General features: G+C 53.7%; 20 protein-coding genes and 1 other annotated feature. Of the genes, 8 read left to right on the top strand and 12 right to left on the bottom strand.

From position 1 onward, the window contains the following. Nucleotides 1-429 precede the first annotated feature (429 nt). The 3 genes from clpB to rluD form a co-directional block, all read right to left on the bottom strand. A complete protein-coding gene (gene clpB / locus LA04_RS02575; protein ID WP_047650363.1) occupies nucleotides 430-3,003 on the bottom strand; it encodes an ATP-dependent chaperone ClpB in 2,574 nt (857 codons plus the stop codon). Nucleotides 3,004-3,132: 129 nt separating this feature from the next. After that, nucleotides 3,133-3,864 (bottom strand): purine nucleoside phosphorylase YfiH, encoded by a 732-nt coding sequence (yfiH, locus tag LA04_RS02570; RefSeq protein ID WP_047650362.1) that lies wholly within the window; start codon nucleotides 3,862-3,864, stop codon nucleotides 3,133-3,135. Next, nucleotides 3,861-4,841, bottom strand: a complete 981-nt coding sequence (gene rluD / locus LA04_RS02565; RefSeq protein WP_023308866.1) for a 23S rRNA pseudouridine(1911/1915/1917) synthase RluD — start codon at nucleotides 4,839-4,841, stop codon at nucleotides 3,861-3,863. The genes yfiH and rluD overlap by 4 nt, the downstream gene beginning before the upstream one ends. 131 nt (nucleotides 4,842-4,972) lie before the next feature. On the opposite strand from rluD, the gene bamD reads away from it, so the two are divergent. From bamD to pheA, 4 genes are all read left to right on the top strand, one after another. Beyond that, nucleotides 4,973-5,710 carry an outer membrane protein assembly factor BamD gene (gene bamD, locus LA04_RS02560; RefSeq protein ID WP_023308867.1) on the top strand — a complete coding sequence of 246 codons (738 nt, stop codon included), beginning with the start codon at nucleotides 4,973-4,975 and terminating at the stop codon, nucleotides 5,708-5,710. Nucleotides 5,711-5,978: 268 nt separating this feature from the next. Further along, the gene (raiA, locus tag LA04_RS02555; protein ID WP_047650361.1) at nucleotides 5,979-6,320 is read left to right on the top strand and encodes a ribosome-associated translation inhibitor RaiA; all 342 of its coding nucleotides are present in this window, start codon (nucleotides 5,979-5,981) and stop codon (nucleotides 6,318-6,320) included. A 110-nt stretch (nucleotides 6,321-6,430) separates the two neighbouring features. Then, nucleotides 6,431-6,556: a sequence feature (Phe leader region), on the top strand. Beyond that, complete coding sequence (gene pheL, locus LA04_RS24245; protein ID WP_100249759.1) at nucleotides 6,432-6,479, top strand: pheA operon leader peptide PheL; 48 nt, start codon at nucleotides 6,432-6,434, stop codon at nucleotides 6,477-6,479. It overlaps the preceding feature by 48 nt. Nucleotides 6,557-6,586: 30 nt before the next feature. Beyond that, nucleotides 6,587-7,747: a bifunctional chorismate mutase/prephenate dehydratase gene (pheA, locus tag LA04_RS02550; protein ID WP_047650360.1), complete on the top strand. Its 1,161-nt coding sequence runs from the start codon at nucleotides 6,587-6,589 to the stop codon at nucleotides 7,745-7,747. Here pheA and LA04_RS02545 read toward each other — a convergent pair. From LA04_RS02545 to aroF, 3 genes are read right to left on the bottom strand one after another with little or no spacing between them, the layout of a single operon-like run. Continuing rightward, entirely contained in the window at nucleotides 7,744-8,616 is an 873-nt protein-coding gene (locus tag LA04_RS02545) for an SMP-30/gluconolactonase/LRE family protein (protein WP_047650359.1), read from the bottom strand. The two genes, pheA and LA04_RS02545, sit on opposite strands and share 4 nt — an antisense overlap. 60 nt (nucleotides 8,617-8,676) lie before the next feature. Then, nucleotides 8,677-9,798 carry a bifunctional chorismate mutase/prephenate dehydrogenase gene (gene tyrA / locus LA04_RS02540; RefSeq protein ID WP_047650358.1) on the bottom strand — a complete coding sequence of 374 codons (1,122 nt, stop codon included), beginning with the start codon at nucleotides 9,796-9,798 and terminating at the stop codon, nucleotides 8,677-8,679. Nucleotides 9,799-9,808: 10 nt separating this feature from the next. Continuing rightward, nucleotides 9,809-10,879, bottom strand: a complete 1,071-nt coding sequence (aroF, locus tag LA04_RS02535) for a 3-deoxy-7-phosphoheptulonate synthase AroF (protein ID WP_047650357.1) — start codon at nucleotides 10,877-10,879, stop codon at nucleotides 9,809-9,811. 214 nt (nucleotides 10,880-11,093) lie between these two features. Between aroF and LA04_RS02530 the strand changes: the two genes are divergently transcribed. The 4 genes from LA04_RS02530 (at nucleotide 11,094) to LA04_RS02515 (ending at nucleotide 13,868) form a co-directional block, all read left to right on the top strand. Then, on the top strand, nucleotides 11,094-11,468 hold the full coding sequence (locus tag LA04_RS02530) for a DUF2799 domain-containing protein (protein WP_047650356.1): 375 nt from the start codon (nucleotides 11,094-11,096) through the stop codon (nucleotides 11,466-11,468). Nucleotides 11,469-11,605: 137 nt separating this feature from the next. Beyond that, nucleotides 11,606-12,157, top strand: a complete 552-nt coding sequence (locus LA04_RS02525) for a YfiR family protein (RefSeq protein ID WP_200882513.1) — start codon at nucleotides 11,606-11,608, stop codon at nucleotides 12,155-12,157. Next, complete coding sequence (dgcN, locus tag LA04_RS02520) at nucleotides 12,150-13,370, top strand: diguanylate cyclase DgcN (RefSeq protein WP_047650355.1); 1,221 nt, start codon at nucleotides 12,150-12,152, stop codon at nucleotides 13,368-13,370. Before LA04_RS02525 ends, dgcN begins: the two co-directional genes overlap by 8 nt. A 12-nt stretch (nucleotides 13,371-13,382) precedes the next feature. Continuing rightward, nucleotides 13,383-13,868: an OmpA family protein gene (locus tag LA04_RS02515; protein ID WP_047650354.1), complete on the top strand. Its 486-nt coding sequence runs from the start codon at nucleotides 13,383-13,385 to the stop codon at nucleotides 13,866-13,868. Nucleotides 13,869-13,870: 2 nt separating this feature from the next. Here the strand turns inward: LA04_RS02515 and LA04_RS02510 are convergent, their stop codons facing one another. From LA04_RS02510 to rpsP, 6 genes are all read right to left on the bottom strand, one after another. After that, nucleotides 13,871-15,241 (bottom strand): PepSY-associated TM helix domain-containing protein, encoded by a 1,371-nt coding sequence (locus LA04_RS02510; protein ID WP_047650353.1) that lies wholly within the window; start codon nucleotides 15,239-15,241, stop codon nucleotides 13,871-13,873. 39 nt (nucleotides 15,242-15,280) lie between these two features. Next, entirely contained in the window at nucleotides 15,281-15,685 is a 405-nt protein-coding gene (locus LA04_RS02505; protein ID WP_047650352.1) for a DUF2946 domain-containing protein, read from the bottom strand. 132 nt (nucleotides 15,686-15,817) lie between these two features. Beyond that, entirely contained in the window at nucleotides 15,818-16,165 is a 348-nt protein-coding gene (gene rplS / locus LA04_RS02500; RefSeq protein WP_002914145.1) for a 50S ribosomal protein L19, read from the bottom strand. A gap of 43 nt (nucleotides 16,166-16,208) precedes the next feature. Then, nucleotides 16,209-16,976 (bottom strand): tRNA (guanosine(37)-N1)-methyltransferase TrmD, encoded by a 768-nt coding sequence (gene trmD, locus LA04_RS02495; protein ID WP_014832949.1) that lies wholly within the window; start codon nucleotides 16,974-16,976, stop codon nucleotides 16,209-16,211. A 31-nt stretch (nucleotides 16,977-17,007) separates the two neighbouring features. Further along, nucleotides 17,008-17,547, bottom strand: coding sequence for a ribosome maturation factor RimM (rimM, locus tag LA04_RS02490; protein WP_029741020.1), 540 nt, complete (start codon nucleotides 17,545-17,547; stop codon nucleotides 17,008-17,010). Between the two features lie 15 nt (nucleotides 17,548-17,562). Then, nucleotides 17,563-17,811, bottom strand: coding sequence for a 30S ribosomal protein S16 (rpsP, locus tag LA04_RS02485; RefSeq protein ID WP_003863133.1), 249 nt, complete (start codon nucleotides 17,809-17,811; stop codon nucleotides 17,563-17,565). Nucleotides 17,812-17,837 lie beyond the last annotated feature (26 nt).

Genomic DNA, 17,837 nt, shown 5'->3' with positions numbered 1-17,837 from the left:
TAAGTTTGATGCTCGTGAATTAAACTTCGTAATGAATTACGTATGTTCACTCAGAGACTTGGTATTCATTTATTGTCCGAAGACATTAAGAATCCATGTCACTTTGAGTGCCCACACAGATTGTCTGATAAATTGTTAAAGAGCAGTGCCGCTTCGCTTTTCGCTGCGGCGCGGGGTGTGCATATTACGCTTTCCCGCTTCAGAGTCAAGTAATTAATTTCGCTTTTCTCTGCTGACCCGGCGGCGTGCGTGCCGTTGTTCCGTGTCAGTGGAGGCGCATTATAGGGAGTTATTCCGAAGCCGCAAGGGTAAAGTGAAAATTATTTACTGACCGCTCAATTTCCAGGCAATATTTACTCCAGACCTCAATTTTCGCCTGGTTTTTAAACAAAAACGAGCCGCAAGCGGCTCGTTTTTGCGTTTTGTGACTTACTGCACTGCCACAATCCGATCGTCGTGGGCTTCCAGACGGATAACTTTGCCTGGAATCAACTCTCCGGAGAGGATCTGCTGCGCCAGCGGGTTTTCGATCTGCTGCTGGATAGCACGTTTCAATGGACGCGCACCGTACACCGGGTCGTAACCATTCTCGCTCAGCAGCTTCAGCGCCTCGTCGGAGATATGAATTTCATACCCACGCTCTTCCAGACGTTTGTAAAGACGCTGCAGCTGGATCTGCGCAATCGACGCAATGTGTTTCTCACCCAGAGGATGGAACACCACCACTTCATCAATACGGTTGATGAACTCCGGACGGAAGTTATGGCTGACGACACCGAGCACCAGATCCTTCATATGGCTATAGTCCAGTTCACCGAAACGTTCCTGAATCAGATCGGAACCCAGGTTCGAGGTCATGATGACAACCGTATTACGGAAGTCGACCGTTCTCCCCTGCCCGTCTGTCAGACGACCATCGTCCAGCACCTGAAGCAGGATGTTGAACACATCCGGGTGCGCTTTTTCCACTTCATCCAGCAGGATGACGGAATAAGGGCGACGGCGAACCGCTTCCGTCAGATAACCACCTTCTTCATAACCTACGTATCCCGGAGGCGCACCGACCAGACGCGAAACGGAGTGTTTCTCCATAAACTCGGACATATCAATACGCACCATCGCATCGTCGCTGTCGAACATAAAGTTAGCCAGCGCTTTACACAGCTCAGTCTTACCGACGCCGGTTGGCCCCAGGAATAGGAACGAACCAATCGGGCGGTTTGGATCGGACAGCCCTGCACGGCTACGGCGAATGGCGTTGGAAACCGCCTCAACCGCTTCGTTCTGGCCAATCACCCGATTATGGAGATCTTGCTCCATGCGCAGCAGTTTTTCACGCTCGCCTTCCAGCATGCGCGCCACCGGAATACCGGTCCAGCGAGCAAGCACTTCCGCGATTTCTGCATCCGTCACTTTATTACGTAACAGACGCATCGTTTTCCCTTCTGACTGCGTCGCTATCTCAAGCTGTTTTTCCAGCTCAGGAATTTTGCCGTACTGCAGTTCAGACATCCGCGCCAGATCGCCGACACGGCGAGCCTGCTCAATGGCAATTTTTGCCTGTTCGAGTTCAGCTTTGATGGTCTGCGTACCGGAAAGGGATGCTTTCTCGGCTTTCCACTCTTCTTCCAGCTCAGAATACTGGCGCTCTTTATCGTCCAGTTCTTCATTGAGCATATCCAGGCGTTTCTTACTGGCTTCATCAGACTCTTTCTTCAGCGCCTGCTGTTCCAGCTTGAGCTGAATGATGCGTCGGTCGAGCCTGTCCAGCTCTTCCGGCTTCGAGTCAATCTGCATACGAATGCTCGACGCCGCTTCATCAATCAGGTCGATCGCCTTATCCGGCAGCTGACGGTCAGCAATATAACGGTGCGAAAGCGTTGCCGCCGCAACGATGGCCGGGTCAGTGATCTGCACGTGGTGGTGCAGTTCATAGCGCTCCTTCAAACCACGCAGGATCGCGATGGTATCTTCAACGCTTGGCTCAGCAACAAACACTTTCTGGAAACGACGTTCCAGCGCAGCATCTTTCTCAATGTACTGACGGTACTCGTCGAGCGTGGTGGCACCGACGCAGTGAAGTTCACCGCGCGCCAGCGCAGGTTTCAGCATGTTCCCGGCATCCATCGCGCCGTCCGCTTTACCCGCACCGACCATAGTGTGCAGTTCGTCGATGAACAGGATAACGTTCCCTTCCTGCTTCGCCAGATCGTTAAGCACGCCTTTGAGGCGCTCTTCAAACTCGCCGCGGTATTTCGCACCGGCCACCAGCGCGCCCATATCCAGCGCCAGTACGCGGCGACCTTTCAGGCCTTCCGGCACTTCGCCGTTTACGATACGCTGCGCCAGGCCTTCAACAATGGCGGTTTTACCGACACCCGGTTCACCAATCAGCACCGGGTTGTTCTTGGTACGACGCTGCAGTACCTGAATCGTACGCCGGATTTCTTCGTCACGGCCGATAACCGGGTCAAGTTTGCCCTGTTCAGCACGCTCGGTCAGATCGACCGTAAATTTCTTCAAAGCCTGACGTTGGTCTTCGGCTCCCTGATCGTTCACGCTTTCACCTCCGCGCATTTTCTCAATCGCCTGGGTCACATTGGCGGTGGTCGCACCGGCAGATTTCAGCAGGTCGGTCAAGGTACCGCGTGATTCAAGCGCCGCCAGAACAAACAGCTCTGACGAAATAAAGTTGTCCCCACGTTTTTGCGCCAGCTTGTCGCAAAGGTTCAGCACGCGCACCAGATCCTGCGACGGCTGAACGTCGCCGCCGGTACCTTCTACCTGCGGTAAACGGCTCAGCGCCTGATCGATAGCAGTGCGTAACTGGCCAGCATTAATGCCAGCGGACGTTAATAAAGGACGTACCGATCCCCCTTCCTGATTTAGCAAGGCGCTCATTAAATGAAGAGGTTCGATAAACTGGTTGTCGTGCCCCAGTGCGAGGGACTGGGCATCGGCGAGAGCAAGCTGGAATTTATTGGTAAGACGATCCAGACGCATAACTCCTCCCATAACAGGTCAAATTTGCTACTGGAGATTAAATGAGGTCATCCCTCAATTATTCAAGGTTAATGACCTGAATTATGTGAAAAGAAAACGGCACGTACCGGATCGTCTTGATTCTTTAGGTTATATCAGCCAAATGAAACTTGCCATACGCCCCGTGGTCTTGTCGCGACGATAGGAGAAAAAATCACCCTTTTCGGTGAATGTGCAGCGATCGCCGCCGAAGATCTGCGTAACGCCAACGTTATTCAGACGCTGACGGGCGAGCTGGTAAATATCGGCCAGATATTTATCCCCCGAAGGCAGGAAGGCTTCAACCGCTTGCGGATCTTTATCCATAAAGGCTTCGCGAACCTCCGGCCCCACTTCAAAAGCGCGAGGACCAATGGCCGGGCCAAGCCAGGCCATAATATTGGCGGGCTCATCGCTAAAGCAGGCGAGAGTTTCTTCGAGCACGCCTTCACACAGACCACGCCAGCCCGCGTGTGCTGCTGCCACCTCGGTACCTGCACGGTTACAGAACAGAACCGGCAGACAATCGGCGGTCATCACGGCACAAACGGTTCCCGGAGTATTACTGTAAGAGGCATCTGCGCGTTTAGAAGCATAGGGTTCCCCCGTCAACTTCAGTACCGCGTTACCATGAACCTGTTCCAGCCAGACCGGTTTCGACGGCAAGTTCCCCGCAGCAAACAGACGTTTGCGGTTCTCTTCAACATGCTCCAGGTTGTCGCCACAGTGCGCACCGAGGTTCAAAGACTCCCACGCGCCCTGGCTAACACCGCCAATACGGGTTGAGCTACAGGCAGACACGCCAGCAGGCAATGGCCACTCCGGGACAATCAGTTTGGTCATAACCAGTCCACTTGATCCTTATGTTCTTCGAAATCAGCACGCATGGCGTCGATAAGATCCACCATATCCTGCGGGATAGGCGCATGCCACTCCATCTGAATACCGGTGATAGGGTGATAAAGACGCAGCATAGTCGCGTGCAGCGCCTGACGATCGAATTTACGCAATACGCTGATGAACTCATCCGATGCGCCTTTAGGCGGACGCGGACGACCGCCGTAGACCTGATCCCCCACCAGCGGATGGGTAATATGGGCCATATGCACACGGATCTGGTGAGTACGTCCGGTTTCCAGACGCAGACGCAGGCGCGTATGAATACGGAAGTGCTCCATAATGCGATAGTGCGTCACCGCCGGTTTACCCATCGGATGCACCGACATATGGGTACGTTTGGTTGGGTGACGGCTGATTGGCTCTTCCACCGTTCCGCCAGAGGTCATATGCCCAATGGCTACCGCTTCATACTCGCGGGTGATTTCGCGCAGCTGCAGCGATTCCACCAGACGGGTTTGAGCAGGAACGGTCTTCGCCACTACCATCAAACCGGTGGTGTCTTTATCCAGACGGTGCACGATGCCCGCGCGCGGGACATCCGCGATCGGCGGATAATAATGGAGAAGTGCGTTAAGCACCGTACCGTCAGGGTTCCCCGCGCCCGGATGTACAACCAGGTCGCGCGGCTTGTTGATCACCAGAATGTCATCATCTTCATAGACGATGTCCAGTGGGATATCCTGCGGCTCGAAGCGGATTTCCTCTTCGATTTCAGCATTGATGGCGACAGCTTCCCCACCTAACACTTTCTCTTTTGGTTTGTCCCAGATCTTGCCGTTTACCAGCACGCGCTGGTCAAGGATCCATTCTTTTATGCGTGAACGCGAATAATCAGGGAACAATTCGGCCAAAGCCTGATCTAAGCGTTGACCGAGCTGATTTTCGGAGACTGTTGCGGTGAGTTCTACTCGTTGTGCCATAAACTGCTTCTTCGTTTAACGTTGGGTTTTACGGCTTTGCCGTTTAATATAGTGTGCTATTGTAGCTGGTCTTAATCGGGAGCAGGAACAGAGTTTCTCCCGGACAAACATTTGAGGAAAGTCAAAACGTCATGACGCGCATGAAATATCTGGTGGCAGCGGCCACGTTGAGCCTGGCTTTGGTGGGCTGCTCCGGTTCAAATGAACAGGTCCCTGACAATCCGCCGAATGAAATCTATGCGACTGCACAACAAAAGTTGCAGGACGGTAACTGGAAACAGGCGATAACGCAACTGGAAGCGTTGGATAATCGCTATCCATTTGGTCCGTATTCGCAGCAGGTACAGTTAGATCTCATCTACGCATACTATAAAAATGCCGATCTGCCTCTGGCTCAGGCAACCATCGATCGTTTCATGCGTCTGAACCCGACTCATCCTAACATCGACTACGTGATGTACATGCGCGGCCTCACCAATATGGCGCTGGACGACAGTGCGCTGCAGGGCTTCTTCGGCGTGGATCGTTCCGACCGTGACCCGCAGCATGCTCGTGATGCCTTCAATGACTTCTCCAAGCTTGTGCGCGGCTATCCGAACAGTCAGTACGTGACCGACGCGACCAAACGTCTGGTATTCCTGAAAGATCGTCTGGCAAAATATGAATACTCCGTAGCGGAATACTATACCCGCCGTGGTGCATGGGTTGCTGTGGTTAACCGCGTAGAAGGTATGCTGCGTGATTACCCGGATACTCAGGCAACGCGCGACGGCCTGAAGCTGATGGAAAATGCCTATCGTCAGATGCAGATGACCGCTCAGGCTGAAAAAGTGGCGAAAATCATCGCCGCGAACAGCAGCAACACCTGATCTTGCCTCAATACAAAACGGCAGCCCAAAGGCTGCCGTTTTTTTATTCATTTTAGCGCGTCGCTGAAGCGCTTAAGCCCCAACACATCCAGTCAACTATGGCCCCAATTTTTTCCTTCGACAAGGTAAATCTCACCTCTTCCTGCCCTGCCTCACAAAAAAGATTCCCTGACAAAAACCGACAAAATAACGTGATCTAAATCACACATTTTGACATTAGGTCGGGTATGCTGGAATCACCAAGACGGAAAGACAAGAGGTAAAATTTATGACAATGAACATTACCAGTAAACAAATGGAAATTACTCCGGCAATCCGCCAACACGTCTCAGACCGTCTCGCCAAACTGGATAAATGGCAAACTCATTTGATTAATCCACATATCATCCTGTCCAAGGAGCCGCAGGGTTTCATCGCTGACGCAACTATCAATACTCCAAACGGCCATCTGGTCGCCAGCGCAAAACACGAGGATATGTACACCGCAATTAACGATTTGATCAACAAGCTGGAACGGCAGCTCAATAAAGTGCAACACAAAGGTGAAGCCCGTCGCGCCACGACGTCGGTGAAAGACGCCAGCTTCGCGGAAGAAGTTGAAGAAGAGTAATCCTTTAAATTGAGTGTACCGCCAACGCGCCTTCGGGCGCGTTTTTTGTTTTTTATTGACAGGGTGAAAACAGTACGGGTACTTTAACGGTATCAATCACAGGATGACTTTATGAAACTTACGCCGTTCTTCTTCGCATTCTTTTTTACCTTCCCCTGAACGGGAGGCGTTTCGTCGTGTGATAAAGAATGCGAAGACGAACAACAAGGCCTCCCACACCGGGGGGCCTTTTTTATTGATAACGATAAAATGAGACAGGCAACACTATGACACCGGAAAACCCGTTACTGGATCTGCGAGTAAAAATCAGCGCGCTGGATGAGAAACTGCTGGCGCTGCTGGCCGAACGCCGCGCGCTTGCCGTTGAAGTGGGCAAAGCCAAGCTGGATTCCCATCGTCCGGTCCGTGATATTGACCGCGAGCGGGATCTGCTGGAACGTCTTATTCAGCTCGGCAAAGCGCATCACCTCGATGCCCACTACATCACCCGGTTGTTCCAGCTCATCATTGAAGACTCCGTTCTCACCCAGCAAGCGTTACTCCAGCAGCATCTGAATAAAACCAATCCACACTCTGCGCGTATCGCCTTCCTCGGTCCGAAAGGATCTTATTCTCACCTGGCCGCACGTCAGTATGCCGCACGCCATTTCGAAGAATTTATTGAGAGCGGCTGCGCGAAGTTTGCCGACATATTTAATCAGGTTGAGACCGGCCAGGCGGATTACGCCGTGGTGCCGATTGAAAACACCAGCTCCGGCGCCATCAACGACGTTTACGATTTGCTGCAACACACCAGCCTGTCGCTGGTTGGCGAGCTGACGATCCCAATCGATCACTGCGTGCTGGTCTCCGGATCAACCGACCTGAGCAAGATCGAAACGGTTTACAGTCATCCACAGCCGTTCCAGCAGTGCAGCCAGTTCCTGAACCGCTATCCGAGCTGGAAAATTGAGTACACCGAAAGCACCTCGGCGGCGATGGAAAAAGTGGCGCAGGCTAACTCCCCAACCGTCGCCGCGCTCGGCAGCGAAGCGGGCGGGGCGCTGTATGGTTTGCAGGTGCTGGAACGCAACCTGGCGAACCAGACGCAAAATATCACCCGCTTCGTGGTGCTGGCCCGCAAGGCAATCAATGTATCAGACCAGGTGCCGGCCAAAACCACGCTGCTGATGGCAACCGGCCAACAGGCTGGGGCGCTGGTTGAAGCCCTGCTGGTGCTGCGTAACCACAACCTGATCATGACCAGGCTGGAATCACGCCCAATCCATGGTAACCCGTGGGAAGAGATGTTCTACCTCGATATCCAGGCCAACCTGGAGTCTGCTTCCATGCAGAAGGCCCTGCGCGAACTGGGCGAGATCACGCGCTCCATGAAGGTGCTGGGCTGCTATCCGAGCGAAAACGTCGTCCCGGTCGATCCGACCTAACGTTCGATAAAGCGGCTTTTCTTCATCCCTGCCACGTTCACGGGCAGGGTGAAGATGCCGCCGGAGAGCGGATACTTCGCCACCTCGTCCGCATCCATATTTTCCCGCGTGGTGGTAATAAACAGCGTTTTCATGTCATCGCCGCCAAAACAGACCATCGTCGGGCAACGTACCGGCATGCGATATTCTTCCAGCTGTTCCCCTTGCGGAGAAAAACGCGCAATACGCCAGCCATCAAACAGCGCGCTCCAGTAGCAGCCTTCCACATCCATCGCCGCGCCGTCCGGTATCCCTTCGCCCTCTTTAAACTGACGAAACACCTCGCGCCTGCCGGGTTCGCCCTGCTCATCAAGCGGCGTTCGGTAAATAACGCCATTTGGCGTATCTGAAGTAAACATCCATTGATTATCCGGGCTAAACGCTAAGCCGTTATGACCGTGAATATCGCACTGGATCACTTTCGGCGTCAGGTCGTTGTCGATGCGCATCAACAGGGCACCGTTGTAATCTCCCGGCCCCCAAAACGTGCCCGCGTAGAATCGTCCCAGAGAATCGGTGCCGCCGTCGTTAAAGCGTGCGAGCTGTGGGTTAGAGGGGTTATCGCACACCTTGCGCTGCAGGAGGCCATGCTTATCGGCAAGCCAGATGCCATTACGCATGGCGACGATAAACCCGCCGCGCTCGCGCAGCGCGAAACAGCCCACCTCCTCATGGAAAGAGAGTATGGTGTGTTCTGCCGTCGGCAGATGGTAGCGGTGGATCTCCCCTTCCAGAATATCGGCCCAGTAGAGCGCGTGCTCTTCTGCGCTCCACGTCGGGCATTCAGGCAAATGCCCGGTGTAATTCAACAGCAGCTGCGGTTCGGCCATGACAGTTCCCCAAAATAAAAAAAGCCAGCATTGCTGGCTTTCAGTATATACATCATCGCATTACTGGCGACTGTCATTTGCCTGGCGCAACAGCGTCCGGCTCTCACTCTGGAAACGCTGCGCGTAATCACCAAACCAGTGCTCGACCTTGCGGAAGCTGTCGATAAACGCCTGCTTGTCTCCGCGCTCCAGCAGCGTAATGGCTTCGCCAAAGCGCTGATAGTAGCGCTTGATGAGCGCCAGGTTGTTCTCGGAGGACATAATAATGTCCGCATAAAGCTGCGGATCCTGAGCAAACAGGCGCCCGACCATCGCCAGCTCCAGACGATAGATAGGTGAAGAGAGCGCCAGAAGCTGTTCAAGCTGCACGTTCTCTTCTGCCAGATGCAGACCGTAGGCAAACGTCGCAAAGTGGCGCAACGCCTGAATAAACGCCATGTTCTGATCGTGCTCAACCGCGCTAATGCGGTGCAGTCGCGCGCCCCATACCTGAATCTGTTCCAGGAACCACTGATAGGCTTCCGGCTGACGACCGTCGCAGTAAACCACCACCTGCTTAGCCAGGCTGCCGCTGTCCGGGCCAAACATCGGGTGCAGACCCAGCACCGGGCCCGTATGCGCAGCCAGCATCGCCTGCAGCGGACCATTTTTGACGGAGGCCAGATCCACCAGGATGCAATCTTTCGGTAAAGGAGGAAGCTTCCCGACGATCTGCTCCGTCACGTGGATCGGTACGCTGACGATAACCATCCCGGCATCTTTCATGAGTTCCGGAGCATGCGCCCAGTCCTCTTTTTCCAGAATGCGCACCTGATATCCAGAAAGCGTCAGCATTTTTTCAAACAGACGCCCCATTTGCCCAGCCCCGCCGACAATCACCACCGGCCGCAGGGACGGGCAGAGGGTTTTAAAGCCCTTGTCGTTTTCGCTGGAATAGGATTCCCGCATCACGCGACGCAGAACATCTTCAATTAAATCAGGCGAAACGCCCAGCGCCTGGGCCTCTTTGCGACGAGAGGCCAGCATTGAGGCTTCGCGCTCCGGGACGTAAATCGGCAGGCCGTATTTGCTTTTCACCTCACCGACTTCGGCTACCAGCGCCATGCGGCGCGCCAGCAGGTCCAGCAGCGCCTTATCCACTTCATCAATTTGATCGCGCAGTGCGGTCAATTCAGCAACCATAACTAACCTCTTAAGCCAGACGCGTCGCCAGCTGGCCGTTCAAATCTTTGTGGATCTCACGCAGCAGCGCATCGGTGGTTTCCCAGTTGATGCAAGCATCCGTCACGGAGACGCCGTGCTTCATTGCGCTACGCGGTTGTTCAGATGACTGATTGCCTTCATGAATATTGCTCTCAATCATCAGACCGATAATCGAACGGTTGCCATCTTTGATCTGTGCGACCACGGATTCCGCAACCGCAGGCTGGCGACGGTAATCTTTATTCGAATTACCATGACTGCAATCTACCATCAGTGCCGGGCGCAGTCCCGCCTGCTCCATCTCTTTTTCACACTGTGCCACGTCCGCCGGGCTGTAGTTAGGTGCTTTCCCGCCGCGCAGGATCACGTGACCGTCCGGGTTGCCCTGCGTTTGCAGGAGGCAGACCTGACCCGCCTGGTTGATACCGACGAAACGGTGCGGCATCGCAGCAGCGCGCATGGCGTTGATCGCCGTCGCCAGGCTGCCATCGGTACCGTTTTTAAAGCCAACCGGCATTGACAGGCCAGACGCCATCTCGCGGTGGGTTTGCGATTCTGTGGTACGCGCGCCAATCGCCGACCAGCTGAACAGATCGCCCAGGTACTGCGGGCTGTTAGGGTCCAGCGCTTCGGTTGCCAGCGGCAGCCCCATGCTGACCAGCTCCACCAGCAGGCCACGCGCAATCTTCAGGCCTGCTTCCACGTCAAACGAGCCATCCATGTGCGGATCGTTAATCAATCCTTTCCAGCCGACGGTAGTACGTGGCTTCTCAAAATAGACGCGCATCACCAGATAGAGGCTATCGCTGACCTCCTCCGCTAATGTTTTAAATCGACGAGCGTACTCAATGGCGGTTTCAGGATCGTGAATGGAGCAAGGACCGCATACCACCAGCAGGCGCGGATCGCGGCCGGCGATAATGTCAGAAATGGTCTGGCGAGAGTGCTCGATCTGAGCCTCCTGCGCGACGCTCAGCGGAAATTCCGCTTTCAGTTGATCCGGAGTGATTAACACCTGTTCGTCAGTGATATGTACGTTGTTCAGCGCGTCTTTTTGCATGATGGCGATCCTGTAAAGCTCGTTTGCGATAGTTGTATTCCTCAATGAGGTGAAACCACGATACCATAAAAAGTAAACATTTCAATCCAAAACACGTACACATTACTTTACATTAGCCAATTTAATGCAAAAATCAGCCGATAAAAACGTAAACTTTAAATTACACACAGATTTTCTTTAGCCAGGCTATGCTGAAGAAAAAAGGAGAATGGCTATGCGTTCAATTGCTCTCGCGCTGTTGTCGCTGTTTTTAACGGGCTGTCAGATCAATCCTTACACCTTCCAGCCCGACTGGACCAGCCCATCCTGGTTTGATGCAGGTAAAGAAGACGCCATGAATGGCCTGCCGGTTAAAGATAACCAGGCCCTGGCCGATAGTTTTAACGACACACAGGTTGATCGTAGCGAATATCTTCGCGGCTATGCTGACGGTCAGAAGAAAGTCTGCGAAGAAGGGTTTATTCACGCCTGGGGATTAGCCGGCAAATCTTTCCCTGCCAGTTGCGCTACAGCCGAAAACGCGGCAAAACTGCGTGCGTCATGGCAGCAAGGGATGGATGAAAGTATGCGCTCCAGCAGACTGAATTAATCTAATTTCATCCACCGGAAAATAAACAACAGTAGGATTTAGCTTAGGTCGGCCTCATGCTATTTCTGACATAATGACGGCCCTGATAAACAATGGTATTCTGCCCGCAACTCTTAAAGACATCTATTTCCGGAGCGATGTGGCGGATTCTGGTGAGAAATTTATTCTTGATCTCTTTTTTCCGACTCTCTCTGGTGTTAATGCTGTTCCTTATGGTGGGCCCTGCTGCGGCAGGCACGCTTTCGGAGACGGATAAATCGGTGCGCTCGATTGTCTCAGGTATTGTGAGCTATACGCGATGGCCGTCACTTTCCGGGCAGCCTAAACTCTGCATCTACGCCACTTCTCACTATACGCACGCTCTCAGCGGCGATGAGGGGCATAGCGAGTTACCTTATACGCCAGTTATTGTACGTAACGATCGGGAAGCCCTGGCCGCGACGTGCGATGCGATCTATTTCGGGTCTGAATCACCGGCAAAACAACTTGAATTAATAAGCCAATATCAGGGCAGAGCGTTGCTATTAATCTCAGAGCAAAATCCGGAATGTGTAATTGGCAGTGCCTTTTGCCTGATAATCGATCGCGGCCAGGTACGGTTCGCCGTCAATCTGGACGCATTGACGCGCAGTGGCGTAAGAGTCAATCCGGATGTATTAATGCTGGCACGGAATAAGCAGCATGGATAAAGATTTCACTTCAACGCCACGTCCGACGTTTAAAAGAACGTTGAGGCGAAACAGCATGATAAGCGTCATCATCACGATGACGTTAATATGGCTGCTGCTCTGTTTTGCTTCCGTCGTGACGTTAAAACAATACGCGCAAAAGAATCTCGAATTAACCGGCGCAACAATGAGCCACAGCCTGGAAGCCTCGCTGGTGTTCAACGACTCGCTGGCGGCCAACGAAACGCTGGCTGCGCTGGGCAAACAGGGGCAGTTTGCCGTGGCCGAGGTCATTAACGCGCATAAAAAGCGGTTTGCCTACTGGTCCTGGAACCCGGAGGACAACAACGACACGCTGGGTGCACTGGTCAGCCGCTGGCTTTTCCCCGTACCGGTTGCGCAGCCCATCATGCATAACGGCGCAACGATCGGCGAAATTCGCCTTACCGCGCGTGACAGCCTGATCGGCCATTTCATCTGGATGTCGTTTGCCGTACTGACCGGCTGCATTCTCTTTGCCGCCGTGGTCGCGCTCATCATTACCCAGTCTTTGCATCACGGGATGGTCACGGCCCTGCAGAACATTACCGACGTCGTGCATGACGTACGCACGAACCGCAACTTCTCCCGGCGGGTGAAAGACGGCCGTATCGAAGAGTTTCACCAGTTTGGCGAGGACTTCAACAGCCTTCTGGATGAAATGGAAGAGTGGCAACTGAAACTTCAGGCCAAAAATGCCCAGCTGTTGCGTACCGCCATGCACGACCCGCTTACCGGTCTTGCCAACCGCGCGGCATTTCGTAACAGCATTTCGGCCTTAATGAATGACCCTTCTGCCAAAACAAACTCGGCCCTGCTCTTCCTCGACGGTGATAATTTTAAGTTTATTAACGACACCTGGGGACACGCGGCAGGAGACTGCGTGCTGATAGAAGTCGCCAGCAGAATGATGGAGTTTGGCGATAAACGTCATCAGGCATACCGCCTTGGCGGTGATGAATTTGCCATGGTGCTCTACGGCGTTCACTCTGAGCTTGAGGTTCAACACATTTGTGCTGCGCTTTCGCAGCAGTTTATCCGTCCGTTTGATCTTCATAACGGACAAAAAGCATCGATGTCACTCAGCATTGGCTTTGCTCTGGCGTGGGAAAATGCTTCTGTGGAAGCATTACTGGAGAGGGCTGACCGCAACATGTACCAGGTGAAAAACCAGCGTACGAAAACAATAAGTTAGAAAGGATACACTATGTTAAAACGTTACTTCGCGCCGATAGTACTGGCCTCACTGGTTCTGGCAGGCTGCCAGTCGCCGCCGGAAGGTAAATTCACTCCTGAGCAAATTACGGCGATGAAGTCTTACGGTTTTAACGAGCTGAACGGTGACTGGTCACTTGGCATGTCGGACACCATCCTGTTTGATAAAAATGACGCCAGGCTGCGCCCGGAAAGTGAAACGCAGATCCAGTCCATGGCCTCTCGTCTGGCGGAAACCGGCCTGAACCACGCGCGGATGGACGGTCACACGGATAATTACGGTGAAGAACGCTACAACGAAGCGCTGTCGTTAAAACGCGCCAATGCCGTGGCCGATGCCTGGGCGAAGGGGGCAAATATCCCGCGCAGCAATCTCACCACGCGGGGGTTAGGTCAAAAATACCCGGTTGCGAGCAACAGTACCCCGCAAGGGCGCGCTGAAAACCGCCGCGTTGCAGTGGTGATCAGCACGCCATAGGGTTATTTAGCGGATGATTCGGCGAGCGTCACCCGGGTTGCCGCTCGCCAGCGCAGCCAGTCCACCAGAACAAACAGCGCCAGACTCACGCCCATGACCGGCAAGGCCAGCCCCAGCAGTACGCTGATTACCACCGTAACCCCTCTTCCCCACCCTGACAGCGCCAGCCAGCTCTGACAAAGCGTCTGCACCGGATTTACAGCAGATTGCGCCGGACGACGCATCCACCACATCCGATATCCCCAGATGATGAGCACGCACAGAGCGAGGCCGAACGCCACCAGCAGCAGCTGATTTGCCAGGCCGAATAAGATCCCCATATGGAAATCCACGCCCCAGCGAGTCAGTTTTGCCATTAACGGGAAATCCTCGAATCGGGTTCTGTCCAGGATCTGCATCGTAGTGGGATCAACCGCAACGGCGTCCACCTGAGTCGGCCAGCTGCGATCGATTTCCGTCACGGTCCAGGCGCGATCTGCCGTTTTTGCCGGGCGGATCTCCAGCCTGTTGGCATCAATTCCTGCTTTACGGGCCGCACTTAATACTCCGTCAAACTGCGTCAGATCCATCGCCATTTCCGGCATCATCATGCCGCCGTGATGGCCACGGTGTTCGGCGTGCTCATCCACGATCTCCTGTTGGCCGGAAAGCGTCGTGTTCACCTGCGGGGTAAGCCAGTTCATCTCTGCCCGCAGCTTATCAACGTTCCCGCCTGCCCATTGAGACCAGGTCAGGCCGGTTGCTGAGAACAACAGCATTCCGCCCAGCAGACTCCAGCCCAGCGTCACGTGCATGCGACGACGATTCTGGAAGCGATTATTGATCCGCCGTTTGGGCCGGGTATAAAACCACAGGGCAATACCGCCCAGCGCGGCGACCCACATCCAGGAGGCGGCAAGCTCGCTGTAGAGTCGACCCACGTCGCCCAGCATCAGAGAGGTATGCAGATAATCAATGGTCTGACGCAGCGGTAAAATCCCGCTGGTGCCGTATACCGTCATATCTCCCAGCACCGCCAGGCTCACCGGATCGATAAAAATAGCCCGGTTCTCCGATGGCCCAAGCGTCGGGTCAGCAAACATCACGCGGGTAGTTTCGCCTTCAGCCAGCCCCGGACGCACGGCGTGCAAATGCAAATCTGAGCCAACGGTTTTTTCCGCCACGGCGATTTGCTCCGCCAGCGGCTGCAGCTCGCCTACGGAATTCGTGTGGAGCGCGTGCCGGTAGAGCGCATTCTCCAGCTGTGGAGTCGCCACATATAGCGTACCGGTCAGCGCGGCAAAGAAGATAAACGGACCAACAAAAAGCCCGACGTAGAAATGGAGGCGACGCAGCAGGTTTCCCCATGCCGCGCGCGGAGTGCAGGTAGTCATACTTTTCCTTTTTAAGGCAGTAAGTTATCGATTTATTTTTTAAAGGGAAAAAGCAGACTGCCGCGGCGGCGCGCGGGTATCAGGGTAAAGCCAGGGGAAAAAGTGCCAGTGGCTGACCGCCTGGCGCGGCGGCTTAACGCGAAGCCTCTGCAGCATCACGCTGAGCAGGACGATCAGCGCCAGCATCACGCCAGGGACATGCGCTAACAGCACGCAGTAGCCGCAAGCTTCCGCATGATCGACAGGCATCGTATGCGGCATATCGCCCTGATGCTCGTCCATCGACATCATGCTCATATCATGATGCATGCCCGGCATCGCGCTCATGGGATCTTTCTGCAATGAGACGGAGATCAGCGGCGCCACCACGATCAGCAGGATCGCAAACAGCGCGGTCAATGCCGCTGCGCGTTTCCGGTCAGGCTGATGCAGTACGTTATCCACTTCCCCTCCATTCAAGAGGCAAGCATTGTAAATGATTTATGACAAAAGGGTTAACGCGAGAGGTGCGCAGGGATAAAAAAAGGGCCAGCCTTTCGGCCAGCCCTTTCTAACAGGATGTCGCTTAAGCGAATCTTAGTTCAGACGCTCTTTAATACGAGCAGACTTACCAGTACGCTCACGCAGGTAGTACAGTTTAGCTTTACGTACAGCACCACGACGTTTAACAGCAATGCTGTCAACTACCGGAGAGTGAGTCTGGAAGACACGCTCAACGCCTTCGCCGTTGGAAATTTTACGAACAGTGAATGCAGAGTGCAGACCGCGGTTACGAATAGCGATAACCACGCCCTCGAATGCCTGCAGACGTTTTTTGGAACCTTCAACAACCCATACTTTCACTTCCACGGTGTCACCTGGACGGAAGGAAGGTACGTCCTGCTTCATCTGCTCTTGTTCAAGTTGCTTAATAATGTTGCTCATAATTTAATCTCTTATCCTGGGTAAACTGATATTCGGGAGCGTATTACGCATTCCCATCATGTTCATGCTGCTGGTGCGCGTGTTCTGTTTTGAACTCGGCCAGCAACTTTGCTTGCTCTTCAGTCAGAGCCAGGTTTTCCAGAAGTTCAGGTCTTCTAAGCCAGGTTCGGCCCAGCGACTGCTTCAAACGCCAGCGACGTATCTCGGCATGGTTTCCAGACAGTAACACTGCCGGCACTTCCATCCCTTCTAACACTTCAGGACGAGTATAGTGTGGACAGTCCAGCAACCCATCGGCAAAGGAATCTTCCGTTGCCGAAGCTTCATGGCCCAGAACTCCCGGAATGAACCGGGCGACGGAGTCAATCAGCGTCATTGCCGGTAACTCACCACCGCTGAGAACGTAATCGCCGATAGACCATTCTTCGTCAATCTCGGTTTGAATTACGCGCTCATCTATCCCTTCGTAGCGACCACAGACCAGAATCAGCTTTTGATTCGTCGCCAGTTCGCTCACGCCCGCTTGATCAAGCTTGCGTCCCTGAGGTGACAGATAAATCACCTTTGCGCCTTCACCTGCCGCGGCTTTTGCTGTGTGAATGGCGTCCCGTAAGGGTTGCACCATCATTAGCATCCCCGGTCCGCCGCCGTAAGGACGATCGTCCACGGTACGGTGCCGGTCATGAGTAAAGTCACGAGGACTCCAGCTCTGGATGCTCAGCAGGCCATTCTTTACTGCCCGGCCAGTTACCCCGTAATCGGTAATCGCGCGGAACATTTCAGGAAACAGGCTAATTATGCCAATCCACATAGCGCCGTCTTTTACCGTTTATCCGGAGAATTTAAAAACCAGGATCCCAATCTACTTCAATGGTTTGAGTAGTGAGATCGACTTTCTTGATAACCTGTCCATCGAGGAACGGAACCAACCGCTCCTTGATGCCAAATGCATCTTTCAGGTTTGCCTTAATGACGAGAACGTCATTTGACCCGGTTTCCATCATATCGATGACTTTCCCCAGGCTATAGCCTTCGGTAGTGACTACCTGGCAACCCATAAGGTCTTTCCAGTAGTAGTCGCCCTCTTCCAGCTGTGGCAACTGCGACGAATCCACGACAATTTCACAATTAGTCAGCGCATTCGCAGCATCACGATCGTCAACGCCTTTCAGCTTGATGATGATGTCCTGATTGTGGTGACGCCAGCTTTCCAGCTCGACCTCTTCCCACTTACCGCCTTTCTGGATAAACCAGGGCTGGTAATCAAAAATGCTATCAGCGTCTTCAGTGGAGGAAAACACTCTGAGCCAACCACGGATACCGTAGCAAGAACCCATTTTTCCCAATACGATCGGTTCAACAGGTGCTTTATTGCTCATCATGACCACCGTGACAGATTAAGCTGCTTTGTTTGCTGCTTTGATCAGCGTAGCAACGCGATCGGAAACAGTAGCGCCCTGGCCAACCCAGTGAGCGATACGATCCAGATCCAGACGAGTTTCTTCTTCTGCGCCAGCGGCCAGTGGGTTGAAGAAACCAACGCGCTCGATGAAGCGACCGTTGCGTGCATTACGGCTGTCAGTCACAACAACCTGGTAGAACGGACGCTTTTTAGCGCCGTGACGAGCTAAACGAATAGTTACCATAACATCCTCTTGTGTGAATAAAACAA

Source organism: Enterobacter sp. UCD-UG_FMILLET (assembly GCF_000762975.1).
GTDB lineage: Bacteria > Pseudomonadota > Gammaproteobacteria > Enterobacterales > Enterobacteriaceae > Enterobacter > Enterobacter dykesii.
Note: the sequence above shows the minus strand (reverse complement) of the source record. Positions and strands in the feature narration are given on the sequence as shown.